Source organism: Quisquiliibacterium transsilvanicum (genome assembly GCF_014202215.1).
Lineage (GTDB): Bacteria > Pseudomonadota > Gammaproteobacteria > Burkholderiales > Burkholderiaceae_E > Quisquiliibacterium > Quisquiliibacterium transsilvanicum.
Genome location: NZ_JACHGB010000011.1, coordinates 1 through 16240, shown reverse-complemented (window position 1 = coordinate 16240; position 16240 = coordinate 1). Strand labels below are relative to the sequence as shown.

At 64.8% G+C, this 16240-nt stretch carries 13 protein-coding genes; 2 read left to right on the top strand and 11 right to left on the bottom strand.

The features are described 5' to 3' along the window. Nucleotides 1-1317: 1317 nt before the first annotated feature. From HNQ70_RS19680 to HNQ70_RS19635, 10 genes are all read right to left on the bottom strand, one after another. Nucleotides 1318-4479, bottom strand: a complete 3162-nt coding sequence (locus tag HNQ70_RS19680) for a type I restriction endonuclease subunit R (RefSeq protein ID WP_246435202.1) — start codon at nucleotides 4477-4479, stop codon at nucleotides 1318-1320. A 64-nt stretch (nucleotides 4480-4543) separates the two neighbouring features. Next, entirely contained in the window at nucleotides 4544-5143 is a 600-nt protein-coding gene (locus HNQ70_RS19675; protein ID WP_183970794.1) for a hypothetical protein, read from the bottom strand. Then, nucleotides 5140-6351, bottom strand: a complete 1212-nt coding sequence (locus HNQ70_RS19670; RefSeq protein ID WP_183970793.1) for a restriction endonuclease subunit S — start codon at nucleotides 6349-6351, stop codon at nucleotides 5140-5142. Before HNQ70_RS19670 ends, HNQ70_RS19675 begins: the two co-directional genes overlap by 4 nt. Before the next feature lie 103 nt (nucleotides 6352-6454). Further along, a complete protein-coding gene (locus HNQ70_RS19665) occupies nucleotides 6455-8041 on the bottom strand; it encodes a class I SAM-dependent DNA methyltransferase (RefSeq protein ID WP_183970792.1) in 1587 nt (528 codons plus the stop codon). A 632-nt stretch (nucleotides 8042-8673) separates the two neighbouring features. Next, complete coding sequence (locus HNQ70_RS19660; RefSeq protein WP_183970791.1) at nucleotides 8674-9231, bottom strand: hypothetical protein; 558 nt, start codon at nucleotides 9229-9231, stop codon at nucleotides 8674-8676. Between the two features lie 102 nt (nucleotides 9232-9333). Next, nucleotides 9334-9705 carry a hypothetical protein gene (locus HNQ70_RS19655; RefSeq protein ID WP_183970790.1) on the bottom strand — a complete coding sequence of 124 codons (372 nt, stop codon included), beginning with the start codon at nucleotides 9703-9705 and terminating at the stop codon, nucleotides 9334-9336. Between the two features lie 99 nt (nucleotides 9706-9804). Further along, nucleotides 9805-10290 (bottom strand): hypothetical protein, encoded by a 486-nt coding sequence (locus tag HNQ70_RS19650; protein WP_183970789.1) that lies wholly within the window; start codon nucleotides 10288-10290, stop codon nucleotides 9805-9807. Continuing rightward, a complete protein-coding gene (locus HNQ70_RS19645; protein ID WP_183970788.1) occupies nucleotides 10290-12191 on the bottom strand; it encodes a hypothetical protein in 1902 nt (633 codons plus the stop codon). Before HNQ70_RS19645 ends, HNQ70_RS19650 begins: the two co-directional genes overlap by 1 nt. Beyond that, entirely contained in the window at nucleotides 12188-13144 is a 957-nt protein-coding gene (locus tag HNQ70_RS19640; RefSeq protein WP_183970787.1) for a DUF7146 domain-containing protein, read from the bottom strand. Before HNQ70_RS19640 ends, HNQ70_RS19645 begins: the two co-directional genes overlap by 4 nt. A 7-nt stretch (nucleotides 13145-13151) precedes the next feature. Beyond that, a complete protein-coding gene (locus HNQ70_RS19635) occupies nucleotides 13152-13346 on the bottom strand; it encodes a helix-turn-helix transcriptional regulator (protein WP_183970786.1) in 195 nt (64 codons plus the stop codon). 187 nt (nucleotides 13347-13533) lie between these two features. Between HNQ70_RS19635 and HNQ70_RS19630 the strand changes: the two genes are divergently transcribed. Together HNQ70_RS19630 and HNQ70_RS19625 are read left to right on the top strand one after the other, a co-directional pair. Continuing rightward, nucleotides 13534-14130, top strand: a complete 597-nt coding sequence (locus HNQ70_RS19630; RefSeq protein ID WP_183970785.1) for a hypothetical protein — start codon at nucleotides 13534-13536, stop codon at nucleotides 14128-14130. Nucleotides 14131-14141: 11 nt separating this feature from the next. Then, on the top strand, nucleotides 14142-15338 hold the full coding sequence (locus HNQ70_RS19625; RefSeq protein ID WP_183970784.1) for a tyrosine-type recombinase/integrase: 1197 nt from the start codon (nucleotides 14142-14144) through the stop codon (nucleotides 15336-15338). Nucleotides 15339-15407: 69 nt separating this feature from the next. On the opposite strand, the gene HNQ70_RS19620 is transcribed toward HNQ70_RS19625, so the two are convergent. Next, nucleotides 15408-16070, bottom strand: coding sequence for a DUF4145 domain-containing protein (locus HNQ70_RS19620; RefSeq protein WP_183970783.1), 663 nt, complete (start codon nucleotides 16068-16070; stop codon nucleotides 15408-15410). Nucleotides 16071-16240 lie beyond the last annotated feature (170 nt).

Below are 16240 nucleotides of genomic sequence, written 5' to 3'. Positions count from 1 at the left end.
TGGTGGCCAAGGGCGGAATCGAACCACCGACACGCGGATTTTCAATGTCGGCTGCTAGGGTTCTCGTTCGGTCCCGAAACTTCCCAAGTTGTTGATTCTGCGATGCTTTACGCGGATTCCGAACGTGAGGCGGTTCCTGCGTGATCCGGCAAATTGCCTACTCGTCCACGCAGAATTACACAGGAACTACACCGACCGACCATTGCCGCAGGGCGCCCCATGATGACCCGGGAGAACCTGCTGGCTCCAAGGCGCCAGGGCGCCAGGGCATAGGCCTCGGCCGGTGACTTCATGCCCAGCGCCTGATGAGGCGCCCGTGATCAGCATTGCTGGGACATCAACAGGATGCCTTGCCGGAGGGCTTGGGGCTGGCTACGATGATCTCTTGCCGAGTCCGGGCGCGCCTCCCTGGAAGAACGGCGCCATCGTCTTCGGCGTCATACCCTTACCCCCTCTTCTGCGTCTTCTCGGCAGATTCCGCGCCTTGTCCAGCCTGAGGGCGAGGCCCGAGAGGTCCTTGTCTGAAGCGCATGTTTCTGCGAGCAAGTGCCGCTTGGTAGCGCGCTTCCTCAAGGCGGTCCTAATCTTGAGTCTCAGTCCTTCACGCTGCTCAAACGCTAGCTTTTCGTCAGGGGCGTGCAGCCGCTTTTGCAATTCGTCTTCTTTTTGCAGGTATCGCGTGGAGAGACCATGAAGGTCAGATATTGCGCGTACGCGGCAGCGCACGCAGTGCCTGGGGCGAACAGTCCAGTGCGGCAAGTACAATACCCAGCCCTGGCAACTGGTGCATTTCTGGCGGAACCAAAAGTCGGTCATAAGGCTATCAGCGTCGAGTCCGGTGGTGCCGAACAGCGCCGGTGAGCCGCGCCGGGAAACCCCGGGGCTCCAACTCTCGAGAAGATCAGACCATGTATCTGGCGTGACCAAATCTCAATGTCCACTGCACGCCGGGCAGACGCTTGAACCAACGGATCCGAGTCGGCTCATCACGCCAACATTGCTCATGGTCGACCGTCCCAGACTTGCCAGGTCTGCTGTCCGACGACGCGCAGGAACAGAGCCCCAGTCTTGGTCTCGACCAGTTCGACCGGCAATCTGAACCGTGTCCCAAGGGGGAATGCCATTCGCTGCGCACGGGAGGCTTGAACACGCATCGTCACAGGGAACGCCTGCCCGGGAATCGGGCGGAGCCGATAGTCCGCTGATGACGGCTCACCTGGGTTGAGGAAAGTCTCCGCGACCACAAACATCTGGTTCTCCCACTACAAAGTACGTTCCGACTGAACCTCTCGACTCGTCGAATTCGACGGACGCGCCTCAGACCCCTACGACCCACTCCGCCGAAATCGTCTCCGCCTGCCGCAGCACGGTATCAGTGGCCTCGTCCTGTCGGTCAGGGGGGTACCTGTGGCGGCGCAGCAGGGTCTTCACCATCACCCGCAGCTTGGCACGCACCGTCTCGCGCTTGGCCCAGTCCACCGTGATCGACTTGCGCAAGCTTTGCGTGAGCTCCACGGCGATCGTCTTCAGGGTCGCGTCGCCCAGCGTGCGCACCGCGGCCTCGTTGGAGGCCAGCGCATCGTAGAACGCGAGCTCGTCATGGTTCAGACCCAGGCGCTCGCCGCGAAGGGCGGCCTCCTGGAACTTCTTGGCCATGTCGATCAGTTCCTCGATGACCTGGGCCGTCTCGATGGCCCGCTTGCGGTATCGCGTCAGGCTGGCCTGCAGCAGGTCGGAGAACTTGGCGCTCTGGACCACGTTGGTCTTGAAGCGCGACTTGATCTCGCCCTTCAGGAGCCGCTCGAGGAGCTCTACGGCGAGGTTGCGCTCCTTCATGTGCCGCACGTCCTCGAGGAACTCCTCGGAGAGCACGCCGATGTCCGGGCGCTTGAGGCCGGCCGCAGAGAAGATGTCGATCACCTCGTCGCTGACCACCGCGCGGCTGATGATCTGGCGCAGGGCATGCTCCTTCTGCTCGTCGGTCAATTTCTTGTCCGTGCCGCCGTGCTTGGTCAGCGCGGCCTTGACCGCCTGCAGGAAGGCCAGTTCGTCACGGCAGGTCAGTGCCTCGTCCAAGGTGCAGCAGAGCGCGAACGCCTTGCTCGCGGCCAGCACCGCGTCGGCGAAGCGCTTCTTGCCGTCGTCCAAGCCCAGAACATGGTTGGCCACGGCGGGCAGGAGTTGCCAGGCCCGATTGCGGAAGTCCTCGTAGTCCACGCCGTGCAGCATGTGGTGCAGGACATCCATCTGCTCCTGCAGCACGGCGAGCGCCTCGTGGGCGTCGATGGTGGGCTTGCCGCGGCCCTTGGCCTGGGTGTAGTCGGCCAGCGCCGCCTTGAGCTCGTTGGCGACGCCGATGTAGTCCACCACCAGGCCGCCCGGCTTGTCCTTGAAGACCCGGTTCACGCGTGCGATGGCCTGCATCAGGTTGTGGCCGCGCATCGGCTTGTCCACGTACATCGTGTGCAGGCAGGGGGCATCGAATCCGGTCAGCCACATGTCACGCACGATCACGAGCTTGAAGGGGTCTGACGGGTCCTTGAAGCGGGTCTCCAGGCGCTTGCGGACCTCCTTTGGGTAGATGTGGGGTTTGAGCAGCCCCTTGTCGGAGGCGGACCCCGTCATCACCACCTTGACGGCACCCTGTGTGGGGTCGTCGCTATGCCAGTCCGGCCGCAGCGCGACGATCGCGTTGTACAGGTGCACGCAGATCTCGCGGCTCATCGCCACGACCATCGCCTTGCCGTCGAGCACCGCCAGCCGGCTCTCGAAGTGATCGACGATGTCGGCGGCCACCTTCTGGATGCGAGGGGGTGCGCCCACCAGTTGCTCCAGCGCGGCCCAGCGGCGCAGCCTGGCGACCTTGGCGGCATCCCCTTCCTCGTCCTCGGTGAGTTCGTCGACCTCGTCGTCGAGCGCGGTGACGTCACCCTCTTTCAGTTCCAGCTTGGCCAGGCGGCTCTCGTAGTAGATCGGCACCGTGGCGCCGTCGCGCACCGCCTGTTCGATGTCATAGATGTGCACGTAGTCGCCGAAGACGGCCCGCGTGTCACGGTCGTCCAGACTCACCGGGGTGCCGGTGAAGGCCACGAAGGTGGCGCCAGGCAGCGCGTCACGCAGGTGCTGCGCGTAGCCGTAGCGCACGCTGCTCGACCCCGTGCCCCGCGGTGGTGTTGCCTTGCCTTGGGCCGCCAAAAGCAGCGTGGTGTCATTGGCAGCCGTCGAGGGCGTCTTGCCCTGGTCGCCAACCAGCCGAGCCTCGAATCCATACTGGCTGCGGTGCGCCTCGTCGCAGATCACGACGATGTTCCGGCGGTCCGACAGCACCGGGAAGGCGTCCTCGTCCTCTCCGGGGGTGAACTTCTGGATCGTGGTGAAGACGATGCCGCCCGAAGGGCGGTTGGCCAGCAGCCGGCGCAGTTCGGGCCGGGTGTCGGCCTGCACGGGCGTCTCGCGTAGCATTTCGCTGGCGGCCGCAAACACCCCGAAGAGTTGGTTGTCCAGGTCGTTGCGATCGGTGACGATCAGCAGCGTGGGGTTGCCCATGCGAGGGTGGGCCATGAGGGCGCCAGCCAGGCAGGTCATTTCGATACTCTTGCCGGCGCCCTGGGTATGCCAGACCACGCCCCCTTTGCGCGAGCCGCCGGGCGCCGAGGCCTCGAGCACGCTGTCCACGACGGCTCGCACCGCATGGAACTGGTGGTAGCCGGCCACCTTCTTGACGAGCCTGCCGTCATCCTCGAAGAGCACGAAGTGGCGCAGGTACTCGAGCAGCAGGTTGGGCTGGAAGAGCCCCAGGACCATCGTCTCGAGCTCGCGCATCGGCCCCAGGGGGTCGGTGGTCACGCCATCGATGGTGCGCCAGGCCATGAAGCGCTCACGGTCGCTGGTGATCGACCCCATTCGGGCCTGGATGCCGTCGCTGATGACCTGCAGGGCGTTGTAGTGGAACAGGTCCGGGATGTCCTGCTGGTAGGCCTGAAGTTGATTCCAGGCGGCCCAGATGTCGGCGTCCTCGTCACCGGGGTTCTTCAACTCCACGACCACGATCGGCAGCCCGTTGACGAACAGCACCACGTCGGGTCGTCGGGTCAGCTTCGGCCCCTGCACACTGACCTGGTTGACCGCGAGCCAGTCGTTGGCGGCCGGTTCGGCGAAGTCCAGCAGCCGGACGCGGTCGCCGCGGGTTTCGCCGTCCTTCTGGTACTGCACCGGCACGCCGTCGACCAGCCAGCGGTGCACCTGCCGGTTGGCGTTGACGAAGCCTGGCACATTTGGGGTGAGCACCTGGCGCAGTGCGTCGTCTCGGGCGGCAGGCGGGATGTGGGGGTTCAGCCGGGCGATTGCGTCCCGAAGCCGGCTGGCAAAGGCTACGTCGCGGTAGGTATCGCGCTCGGTGCCCGGGGTCCGGGCATCGGGCGGGGAGATATCGGGGCCGTGCGCAGTAGCCCAGCCGAGGCTGGCCAGCCACTCGAGCATGGCGCGTTCGACGTCGTCCTCGCTCAGCAGTCCCACGTTGGTGTCTTCCCGAGGTGCCGCGAACCTATTTCGAACCATTGGCACTTGGTTGCGGGGGAGCAGGCGCTGGCGCTTCACTACTGCCGCTTGCCGGCGACTCTGCGGGCTTCTGCTCGCCCGTTTGCATCGCGGGTATGGTCAACCCCCTCTTACTCACCTCGCCCTGTTGCGGGATACGTTTCTCCATGGCCGACCTCAATTGGACAGTGTTGATGAGAACGAAAACGACCGTAAACACCACCGCGATGATGAACGATGCGCCGGAGGCAATGTTCAACTTGGCGATACGCCTATTCCAAGGATTCTGTTCCTCAAGCCCTGCAGGGGGATACTCGTCAGGCTTCAGTTTGCTGACGTGCCACGCCACGGCCTTGGGGCCGAAGCCGAGCGACAGTACGGTCGAAATTATGGTCACGGCAAAGCCAACCCAAGATGCATAAAGCATCCACAACGCCATGCTTCCCTCTAGCGGCACGACGTCCTTGACGTAGGAGAGGGACATCGCGAGGAACGCACTGCCGAGGGTTGTGAGAATCGCGTCGTACTTCTCCTCAGCCGACTTCTGAATGCTCGCCAGCGTTGCGAGGTTGGCGTTATAGGTCGCCTGGGGCGTCGGCTCGCTCATGCAGCCGCGGCCTCGTGTGCCTCGGCCATGTCTGCAAGACGTAGCCTTCCGGAGACAAGTCGAGGCAGCAGTGCGTCTCGGACTTCGCCAAGGGACACTGCCCGCGCCGCGTTCGCTGCGACTGCGTTAAGCAGCGGCTGAGCAAGCGAAGCGAACACGGCCAGCACAGCCGCGGTAGGCACTACGCACTCCGTCTGTTGAACCAGGTCGGGACGAACCGCCGGGTATGCGCCGCCGTCCGCCAGCGCCGCGAGGCGTTCGATATTCGCGTCGCGCGTCGCGCAGAGGTACGTGAAGGCAGCCGCCTCAGGATTCCGCGGAGACAGCACTGCGAACCCGGTGCTCCCAGTCAAACCTTGTTCTGCCTGGGCGATGAACCCGAACGAGCGGTTTCCGGGCCGAACCGTGCCGACGAGCGTGTCTCCTACCCTAAGCTCGCGGCGAGCACGACTTGGCGCCTCGAGAAATGTGTAGTGTTGCGGCGGATCGAACAAATTGGCCTTCACGCCGGCAAGGTCGATGTACGCAACTTCACTAGGGGCTCGGCGTGCGGTCCATGAACGCGCGTTGAGGTCGGCAAAAGTGCTCAGACTTCCCCATCGCCACCCCCTCGGAATCAACCCCAACTCCGATTCCTCGAATCCCTCCGGAAACAGCGCCGCCGTCTCCGCATCCATGCCCTCTGGCTCGCGCCCCTCTGCCTTGGCGCGCACCGGGTCGAAGTCGATGAACCAACTCTTGAACAGAGCTTCGGCGATCGATTCGAGCGTGGCGTTGGTTTGGCGGAGGAGGTCGAGGCGGTCATCGAGTAGCGCGAGGAATGCCGAGCAGGCCCGCTGGGCGACGATGGGAGGCAACGGTATGCGAAGCTCGGCCAAGTCGCTGCCTGCGATCCCTGAGACTGCCACCTGTCTCAGGATGGTCCTCATCAACTCACGGCCTTGCGGCGACGCGAAGTAGTAGTAGAGGTAGTCGCTATCCGCCTTCCGCGGGTCGGGTCGGGCGCGAATGATTGAACTCTCGAACGTGGTCGGCTCAGACAACTGCTTGACGACGCTGCATCTACCGGCGCCTTCAGCCACAAGCGAACGACGGGCGAATAGGAGGTCCCCTTGGCGAAGGCTCGACTTGCGGATTTCCGATTCAGACAGAACAAGTCGTTTCATCGGCACGTCCCGAAGACGCGGGTGGCCAAAGAGTTCCCCCATGTTTACGATCTTGACCCCGCGACCGTGATGATCCTTCGATTTGTAGACGCCATTTCGCAGCGGCTCGGCTAGGAGGTCGCCAAAGCGTACGGAGTCGAAGTCGCTAGACGGCATATCCCAGCGCCCCCAGCTTCTCCCGAATCATCGCATCCAACTCCACCCCCTTCGCCATCTGCTCGGCAAGCTGGGCAGTCAGCCTCTCCATCCTCTCGTTGAACGCCTCGTCGTCGTCCTCGGTGGCCTCCGCCCCCACGTAACGCCCCGGCGTCAGCACATAGCCGTGATCGGCGATCTCCGCCTGCTTCACCGCCCGACAGAAGCCCGGCACGTCGGCATAGGGATCGTGCGCGCCTTCCTCCCCATCGGCCCGCCAGCGATGCACCGTGCTTGCGATGCGCGCCACGTCCTCGTCGTCGAACACCCGCGTCACCCGCGTGTTCATCCGACCCAGCTTGCGCGCGTCGATGAACAGCACCTCGCCACGCCGGTCGCAGCCGCGCTTGCCTCCCGGCCCAGCCGCGCCGCTCTTGTCCTTGGCAAGGAACCACAGGCAGGCCGGGATCTGTGTGTTGAAGAACAACTGCGGCGGCAGCGCCACCATCACGTCCACGACGTCGGCCTCCACCATCGCCCGGCGGATCACGCCCTCGTTGCTCTGGTTCGACGACATCGACCCGTTGGCTAGCACCACGCCCGCCTGCCCGCGCGGACTCAGGTGGTGCAGGATGTGCTGCAGCCAGGCGTAGTTGGCGTTGCCCGCCGGCGGTGCGCCGAAGCCCCAGCGCTTGTCGTCGGCCAGCCGCTCGCCGCCCCAGTCGCTGATGTTGAACGGCGGGTTGGCAAGCACGTAGTCGGCGCGCAGATCCGGGTGCTGGTCGCGGTGGAAGGTATCGGCCGGCTCCTTCCCCAGGTCTGCCGCAAAGCCGCGGATGGCCAGGTTCATCGCCACCAGGCGCCAGGTGGTGGGGTTGGCCTCCTGGCCGTAGATGCTGATGTCCTCAGCGCGGCCGCCGTGGGCCTCGATGAACTTCTCGCTCTGCACGAACATGCCGCCCGAGCCGCAGCAAGGGTCGTAGACGCGTCCCTGATGGGGCGCCAGCACCTCCACCAGCACCTTCACCACCGAGGCTGGCGTATAGAACTGCCCGCCCTTCTTGCCCTCGGCGCTGGCAAACTGGCCGAGGAAGTATTCGTACACCTCGCCGAGCAGGTCCTTGGCCCGGTGGCCTTCGCCGAAGCCGATGGTGGAAATCAGGTCCACGAGCTCGCCGAGCTTGCCCGGCTCGAGTTGGCTGCGGCCGAAGCGCTTATCGAGGATGCCCTTCAGGCGCGGGTTGTCCGCCTCGATGGCCTCGAGCGCGGCGTCGATCCGCACACCGATGTCGGCCTGCTTGGCCTGGGCGCGCAGGGCCTCCCAGCGGGCCGGCGCGGGCACCCAGAACACGTTGGCCATCGTGTAGTAGTCGCGCTCCTCGAGCGCCTCAGTGTGGTCGGCGGCGTCGGGGAGGTACAGGTCGCTGGCTTCGTCGGCAAACGCGGCCTGCAGTTGCGCACGGCGCTCGTCGAACGCGTCGGAAATGTACTTCAGGAAGATCAGGCCGAGCACGATGTGCTTGTACTCGGCGGCGTCCATGCTGGATCGCAGCTTGTCGGCGGCGGCCCAGAGGGTCTTCTTGAGGTCCTGGTTCATGGCGTGACCCGGCTGTGATGGTCGGCACCGGGCCTGGCGCAAGTATTCGAGGCGGCGGCGGACCACTTGAGGGCGGGTCGTGCGGGCTGATCCATGGTTCGTGTTCTGGGTGAATTGGACTCCGACCGAGGATAGCCCAAGGGTGGGCGCACCAGGCGAGCCCGAGGTGCCCGGCGTGAAACATCAATCACGGCGGGTGCAAGTCGGCCATGCGGCCTATCGACGGCGGCGGTCGGTCCGGGGCACCGTTACGGGATGCGCGCAGATGTCGCCCCGGCGATCCACCGCGAACCCGATGGGACGGTGCTGCTCGTCTACTCGGATGGGAGGAGGGTCCGGATCCACCCCGACGGGCGTATTGAGGGCTTGGGCCGGGCGGAGAGGCTGCTGCTGGGAATGCTGCAAGTCTTCGGGGCCGTGCGCAGGCGCCTGACCCGCTGAGCGGCCATACGTAGCAACGCGTTGAACAGCCCCACGTTTCGCGAAGGTCATTGGGCTGAGTGCCAGTGCCCGCGGCTAGTCGCCCCTCGATCTAGGGATGGTAGTTTGCCTCGGCGGGGGGCGGTTGGATGTAGCCCTGCCCTGGGCGATGTGGTTCGTGATGTGACGCGTTAGGCTGTCCCGGCCGATTTTTAGCTGAGATCGCATTGCGTGAGCAGGCCAAGGCGTGCAGCGGCCAACGCCAATGAATGGTGAGCGTTCGCGTTGTGCGTTGCTTTCAGCCCCTCGAACGTGCGCCAGTGCATACCCTTTGGCTTACCGCCGTTGCCGTTCAGGATGCCGGGCTCCCATCCCAGCCTCGCGCGCAACTTCTCGGCCCTGCGCGCGGCCCTGTCCTCCTCGGCTTCGCGCTGGCAGCGGTAGGAAAGCCGGTGGCATTGTCGACACGCGAATACCGCGCCGCCGAATAGCACGGCTGCGCGCCGGCCACAGCCCGCAGCGGGACACAGCCACCACGCCCGTCGGCCGCCGAAGTGGCACGCGGTCCAAGCCAGCCGAACCGCGTAGTCCATCGGCCGCCACTCGCCGCCGCGCTCACGCTGCCGGTATCTTAGGGTTACCCGGTCGGCGCCCACCAGCAGGTTGATCGTCCCAATCGTCTCGTCGTTGATCGACCAACTCCACGTCAGCGAGTTGCTAGGCGTCAGCAGTCGCTGCCGTTGTAGCTTGCGCACGTCCAGTGCTCGCATGCTGTCGGTGCAGTCCTTCCCGGATCGCCGGCCGCTGCCGAAGCCACCCATATGCCACCCCTCAAAGATTCTCCGAAATCATCAGCGAAGTTCAGCAGCAGGTCAGCCGCTCGATTCTTCTGAGAAGCGCGCCGCTTCTGGATTCTCGATGGTTTCGGCTGCTTTCACCTTGCTTGCCAGTTCGGCGGCCACGAGAGCCCGAATCTGGGTCTCCCAGCCGTCGTCCGAGTGAAGGCCGGGGTACCTTTCGCGGTGGATCACGGGCTGCGCCAGACGTTCCACCAGCGGATCGGCACCGTTGAGTTGCTGCACGACTACAGTGAGCGGGGTGGGTGCCTTGCCCTCAGGGCGGCCCATCAGGTACTGCGCCAGCCAGGCACGCGCCTGCGCGTCGCCGGTCTTCGCGGCCGCTTTGGCGTTGTTGACGACGTCGCGCCAGTCGTCCAGCGTCACCGCGCCCAGGAGCACGCCCATGTAGTCGCCCTCCGTGCGGCGGTGTGCCGCGTTGCCCCGAATCAGTTCGGGGGCTTGCTTCCTACGTCCCATGTCTCACCTCGAATCGATCAGTTCGGCTCATGCCAGCGTCGGCGCAAAGTGGTCACACCGCGCACCGCCGTCCTCGGGCAGTTCCCGCAGTAGCCCATAGGCCAGCGTCAGGTCCGCGCGTCCTGTGCAGTAGCCGGCGGACAGCCCCGGTCGGCGAAAGTGCCGGCAACGCGGACAGCGCCCGATGCGCGAGTGCATGTCCTCGATCAGCCCGCGCGTACCCTCGGGGTCGACCGCGAGCATCGCCGGCACGGCGGGCCTGTCCTCGGCGCCGTATAAGCCGATTCTCTCCGAGGCATCGAGCAGCGCCGCCAGATCGGCCGGTATTGGCCAAGCCGGCGCTGCTGACTCGGCCTGGAGAGCCTGTACCAGTGCATCGCGTGCCTCCCGGATCGCGGCTCGGTGCTCGTCTGTCAGTGTCCGGCGCGGCGCGACGTGCAGCCCGCCGTGCGCTGTCAGAGTCAGCACCAGGCCGGCGCCGCGCAGTTCGTCCAGCAGATCGGGGGCGCCCATTAGAAGATCTCGCCGTCGTCCGCCGCGTCGTCGTCATGAGACGACGGCATACTTTCCCCGTAGGCTTGGCTCCCGACACCAAGTCCTGCATGTCCTGCATGTCCTGCTGCCGCGTCCAATCCTGCAGGCTCTGGCGGGGTCGGCGCCGGGCCGGCAGGACATGCAGGACTTTCAGGACATGGTTCAGCCGCCTGGGGCTCGGGAGAAATGTGCCACCGGATCACGCCGCCAGTCTTGGGCAGGCTCTTGCAATCGAATCCGATCAGCCGCAGGGCGGGTGCCAGCCGTCGAAGCGCGTCGCCCAGCCCCTTCGGCGATCGCGGCCAGGCTTCGCCGTGCGGCCGGTGAGGATTCAGACGGTCGAGCAGTTCGGACAGCGTGCCGTCGAAGCCGCTGGGCACATTGGTCAGGTACGCGGCCAGCGCTGCGCCTACCGGTGACGCGTCAATGGTCCGCAACACGCCGTCCTTGCGCATGTCGTTGTAGCGGCTCAGGAACGCCCTGGGGGGCTTGCCGTGAACCCGGAATACCGCTTCACCCAGCGCCGCGAAATCGGCCATGCGCGGCCGGTCTTTCGGCGGAATCGCGACGCTGGGCAGCGTCGCCAGCACCTTGACGAACAGGTCTAGAAGCGCGCCCAGAAGCGCCGGCTGCGCAGCCTCAAATCGCGCCTCGATGTCGCCAGCCAACTCGCGGCTCTGGATTGCGGGCAGGTCAATATGCAGGCAGCGATCCAAGAGGTCCTGAGCCGTTACGATCACGCTGATGCCGTTCAGAACGATAGGCTTGCGCAGTTCGAGGATCGTTTCCTCGGCGTTGGTGAACAGTGTGCGCGCCGAGTAGCCGCCGCCGGTCGCCAGGACGCAGAGCGCATCCTGATACTGCGGCTGGAGGTGGCTCAGATTCTCAAGGCTCACCAAGTGACTGTTGCGTGCTGCGATCCACACGTCTTCCACGGACTTCGGCGCGGCCCGCAGGTCGGCCTGATTCGGGTCGATCAGGCGCCGCAACGCGCGCTGGGTGGAACTCTTGGCGCTGCCCTGCTCGCCCACCAGTTCCAGCACGACATGCGGAGTGTCGGCGCGCAGGCACTCCAGCATCCAGGCCAGCACCAGCAGGCGGTCGGCCTCGGGGATGTTCACCAGCGGCCACAGCGCATCCAGCGTGCCGCCGCGTTCGGGCACCGGCAGCGGCCGCATGGATGCACTGCGGGTGAACAGCGGCGCGCCGTCGCCCGCCACCACGGTCCAGCCCGTCGCCGTCACCTGCACGCACTGCCAGGCGTCGTTGCACAGGTCTAGCCAGTAGCCTGTCTCGGTCTTTGCGATGCGGGTGAACACCTCGCCGGCCTCGCCCTCGAACTGCGCCTGCCCGCGCAGCGTCGCCAGCGCCACCTTCAGCGACGTTTCAGTCGGCGCGCGGTCGTGCTGGGTGTAGTAGGCGTGGCTCAGGTAGTCGCTGAAGCCTTGGGACAGCACGCCATGCACCTGACGCGCGCCGGCCGCCTCGAACACGGCATAGGGCTCGCGCTGCGCGTCGTGCAGGAACCGGCACTGACTGCGCGCCAGGGCGATCAGCTTGTCCGCGACGGATTCGTCGTCGTCTGGCGGTGCGCCGTCACCGTGTCGCAGTTGCTTGTCCAACTCGGTGACGCCAACCCCCGCGCGCTTCAGGCGGTCGCGCAGCCGCACCCATCCTGCAAAGTCTCGCGTCCGCAGGTCGCGCAGGGCGTTCAGCGCTGCCGGCTCGAATGGCGCGCCAACGTCACCGGCTTCGGCCCTCACCGCCACCGCGTTGGCGGCGGCAGAGATCTCCTCGGCGTCCCGCTCCTGCACCGCGTCCAAGAACTCGGGGTCGGCTGCCGCCTGGATCATCGCCAAGTCGTTCAGCGGCGCATTCATGCTGCGACCTCCGATGCCGCGACGATCGCGGCGCCACGCTGTGCCCACACGTCGCACCAATCTGCGCCCGGGGTTCTGGGCGTCATCAGAGCCACGCTCAGACCCGCGCGCAGGGCGCGCGCCTTCAGGCTCTGGGCTGCTGCGGCGCCGGCCTGATCGGCGTCAGCGAACACCACGATGCGCCTGACGCCAGCCGGCCAGGTGTAGGCGGCCAAGTTGCCCGCGCAGTAGGCGGCCACGGTGGGCAAGCCTGACGCCAAGTGCGCGGCCTGGGCGGTTTCGATCCCCTCGGCGATACCGATGACGCCCTGCTGCGCGTCGTGCAGGGGGATGCAGGCGCCGGCCAGCGGCCCGGCTGCGCCGGTCAGTTTCTTGACGGTGGGCACCGGGGCCTTGCAGCCGTCCGTCGTCAGATAGGTGCGGTGCAGCGCCAGCACGCGCCCATCGGGCGCCACCAGCGGCGCGACCATGGCCGGCCAGGTGCCACGGTCGCCGCCGTCCCAGTAAGTCAGGCGCGGGTGCAGTCGCAGGTGCTCGGGCACCGGCCCGACCAGCCCGCGCCGCCGCAGGTACAGCGACACCGGGTCGCCTTGCGACACCGGCACCGTCTTCGCCCACAGCGCCGCGTTGCGCCGGGCGTTGACTTCTCGCCGCTGGCGTTTCTCCGCGACACGCTGCGCCGCTACCTGCTCCAGCCGCCGGGTCAGTTCGTTGCGTTCGGCTGGCGTCATCAGGTCGCGCCGGCGCGCGGTCCACACCTTCGACATGCCGCTTCGGAAGTCACCGAAGACACCGGCCAGACCGTCCTCAAACAAGTAGCACCAGCCGGCTTTGTCATGAGCACGGCTAGATGTGCTGAAACGCTGCAAGCGGCCGCGTTCGATTTGCCGGGGGCCGCGGCCGCCGAGTGCCGCCAAGATCACCGTTTGGAAGTCATCGGCCGCGTTACCCATGGGCCGATCACTCCGCCGCGGCCGCTTGCTGCGCCTGCGCCGTGCTGACGACACGGCTCCGCTGAAGCCACTCGTCCAAGTCATCGCGGTAGTAGAAGACGCGGCCGAGTTTCACGAACTTCGGCCCGGTCCCGTTGCAGCGCTTCATCGCCAGAGTTTTGACGCTCAACCCGCAGTAGACCGAGGCGTTCTTCGGGTCCATGCGTCCATCGGGGAGAACAACCACGTCAGCCGTCCTGATAGTTCCAGGCATGCAGCCCTCCAAGGATCAATACATGTGCTTACAGACAATACAAGTATCACAAAGAAAAAGACGTATTGCAAGAGAACACATGTGGTCGTAGAATCTTGGGGAAGACCCTAGAACTTCTGACGCAAAGGACACGGCAATGACGGATCAAGAAGCCCGCAAGGGGGGTGGCGGGAAGCTCTCGCGGTCGGAAACGGTGACGGTGCGGCTTGACCCAAAGCTGAGGTATCTGGCTGAACTGGCGGCTCGACTGCACCGGAGGACGCTTTCCAGCTACATCGAGTGGGCCATCGTCAAGAGCCTCTCAGACAACGTGCTCAAGTCGGACCCCTCGGATCCGAGCGGCGGGCCGACGATCGATGACGAGGCTGAATTTCTCTGGGACGTGGATGACGCGGACAGGTTTGCCAAGCTCGCGCTGCGCTACCCACACCTGCTGAGTCACGAGGAGCAGGTGCGGTGGAAGCTCATTCGCGAGAATGGTTTCCTTTGGCGGGGGGCATACCGTAGGGGGCAGCCAAGGGAGTGGACATGGACCGTCGATGAGGACTCGCTCGTCTTCGAGAGACTGCGTGAGCATTGGGCGACGTTCTGTCGCGTCGCTGATACCGGGGTCGGGCATGAGTCGTTGCCGACTTGGCCTAGAACCGATCCAACCTCATCGCATGAACGTTCGACGTCGAGGCCTCACCTCAAGGTCGATTCCGTCGACGCTGACGATGACATTCCATTCTGAAGGGGCGGGGTATGGCCAAGACGTTTGCCAGGTTGACTCGCCCCGCAATGCGAAAGCTCGCGACGGGCGAGAAGATCCACGAGCATGGGATCACCTTTGAGAGGTCTCGGAGTGGCGACGGGGTCTTCACCGTCAACATCATGGTCGACGGCCAGCGGATTCATCGAGTGGTCGGCCGTGAGTCTGACGGCACCACGCGATCGCAGGCCGAGGCGTTCATTGAGAAGGTGCGCAGTGATGCCAAGCATGACCGGCTCGCGCTGCCGAAGGGTCGCAAGATCGCGCTTTCCATGCGGGAGGCGGCCGCTAGATATCTCGATCGCCTGACCACTGAAGGTGGCAAGGACTTGAAGATGAAGCGCCAGCGGCTTGATCTTCACTTGGTGCCGTTCTTCGGTGACTACCCCTTGAGCAAGATCAGCGGCTTTGACGTCGAGCGGTACAAGCACCTGCGTCAGAAGGAGGTCGTGTCGGTTCGGCCTCGCGGCAAGGCGGTCGTCCGAGCCACCGACAAGATCACTACAGTGAAGCCGAGCACGATCAATCGCGAACTGGCCGTGCTGTCGCATCTGTTCAACAAGGCGGTTGAATGGGGGTGGATCGATCGTCGGCCGGCCAGGATCAACAGGTTTTCCGAAGGGCAGGGCCGAATCACTTACCTGACGGTTGATCAGATCGCCCGGCTCGTAGAATGTGCCAAGACCGACGCCAATGCGCAGATCTATCCGTTCATCGTCATCGGGCTCGAGACCGCGATGCGCCGAAGCGAGATCCTTTCGATCCGTCGAGAGAACATCGACCTTCAACGCCGAGTGATCTACCTCCCCAAGGCGAAGGCTGGTGCACGCGAGCAGCCCATCACCGAGCACTTGACCCGGTTCTTGGCGTCCTACGCGGCTGCGTTGCAGCCAGGCAATCCCTGGCTATTCCCCTCGCCGGGTGCAAAGGGCGGGCACACAGTTGACGTGCGCAAGCCTTTCCGCCGCGTCGTCGCCGCGGCTGGCCTGGATCCGGATAAGATCCTTCGACATACGCTGCGCCATACCGCGATCACCCATCTTGTTCAGGCGGGCGTGGACTTGCCTACCGTGAAGCGGATCAGTGGGCACAAGACGCTGGCGATGGTGGAGCGTTACTCACACCAAAACGGGGCGCATATCCAGGCCGCCATGGATAAACTGCAGGCCCGATTGAAAGTGGCCTCTTGAGGGGCTCGAAGTCCTCGAACGAGGGCTCTGGGCTGTACCGACGAGCACCGGAACGGCTCGGGCAGTCCGTTACCGGGGGGGCTTCCGGCTCGCCGTCTTGGCCTTGGTCGCCGCGGCCAGGTTGAGCGTCTCAGCATGACTGGCCAACGCTAACTTGTGAATCAGGTGCTCCGTGATCTCGAGCACGGCAAGGCACTCACGCTCACTGGGTGCCTCTCGGCGATGTGTTGCGCCATGCCCGACTTCGACCGCCTGCTTTATGAGAAGCTTGTCATGGCTGGACAGGTACCCCTCGTTCTGGAGTTTCTCAAGCTTTTGAGCGAAACCACCGACATCCCCTATCCGCTCGAGCGCGAACATGTCAACTAGCGTTCGGCATCCCATCACCACCAACCAATAGCGCTTGTCCGTAAAGGCGCCATACACCTCAAGCAAGAGTTGCTGAACGTCCGTTGGCAGGCGTTTCGCCCAAGCGGGAACCGGGCGTTCTGGTTCGCGTGGTATCGAGCGGTACGACTCTTGCTCGGTTGGAAGCGTGAAGACGTGGATCCGCACCTTCGGCCAGGAGCACACGACACATTCCGTGAACCCACGCGTTAGCGTGTGCTCTAGGAGCCACTGACCAGATTCGTCGCTCTGCGTTTCATCGCGCTGATCGATGTAGAGCACAGCATGCTCGGTGCTCTTCTTGCACCTCTCGCAGTGCAACGGGATCTTGTCTCCGATCTTCACTTGCTTCCCGCTAAGGGTGAGGTCATCGGGCAATACCGGCAACTATTGCCGGCGCGATTACACAGGAACTACACAAAGAACAACGGCCTGCAGTGCGCGAACACATGCAAGCCGTTGATTTTTATGGTGGCCAAGGGCGGAATCGAACCACCGACACGCGGATTTTCAAT

Excerpts from the sequence above, each read along its gene's own strand:
- HNQ70_RS19650 (WP_183970789.1), bottom strand. The coding sequence starts at position 10,290 with ATGGGCGCCCCCGATCTGCTGGACGAACTGCGCGGCGCCGGCCTGGTG.
- HNQ70_RS19640 (WP_183970787.1), bottom strand. The coding sequence starts at position 13,144 with ATGGGTAACGCGGCCGATGACTTCCAAACGGTGATCTTGGCGGCACTC.
- HNQ70_RS19675 (WP_183970794.1), bottom strand. The coding sequence starts at position 5,143 with ATGAGCGAGCCGACGCCCCAGGCGACCTATAACGCCAACCTCGCAACG.
- HNQ70_RS19660 (WP_183970791.1), bottom strand. The coding sequence starts at position 9,231 with ATGCGAGCACTGGACGTGCGCAAGCTACAACGGCAGCGACTGCTGACG.
- HNQ70_RS19645 (WP_183970788.1), bottom strand. The coding sequence starts at position 12,191 with ATGAATGCGCCGCTGAACGACTTGGCGATGATCCAGGCGGCAGCCGAC.
- HNQ70_RS19680 (WP_246435202.1), bottom strand. The coding sequence starts at position 4,479 with ATGCTCGAGTGGCTGGCCAGCCTCGGCTGGGCTACTGCGCACGGCCCC.
- HNQ70_RS19635 (WP_183970786.1), bottom strand. The coding sequence starts at position 13,346 with ATGGACCCGAAGAACGCCTCGGTCTACTGCGGGTTGAGCGTCAAAACT.
- HNQ70_RS19670 (WP_183970793.1), bottom strand. The coding sequence starts at position 6,351 with ATGGGGGAACTCTTTGGCCACCCGCGTCTTCGGGACGTGCCGATGAAA.
- HNQ70_RS19630 (WP_183970785.1), top strand. The coding sequence starts at position 13,534 with ATGACGGATCAAGAAGCCCGCAAGGGGGGTGGCGGGAAGCTCTCGCGG.
- HNQ70_RS19625 (WP_183970784.1), top strand. The coding sequence starts at position 14,142 with ATGGCCAAGACGTTTGCCAGGTTGACTCGCCCCGCAATGCGAAAGCTC.
- HNQ70_RS19655 (WP_183970790.1), bottom strand. The coding sequence starts at position 9,705 with ATGGGCGTGCTCCTGGGCGCGGTGACGCTGGACGACTGGCGCGACGTC.
- HNQ70_RS19665 (WP_183970792.1), bottom strand. The coding sequence starts at position 8,041 with ATGAACCAGGACCTCAAGAAGACCCTCTGGGCCGCCGCCGACAAGCTG.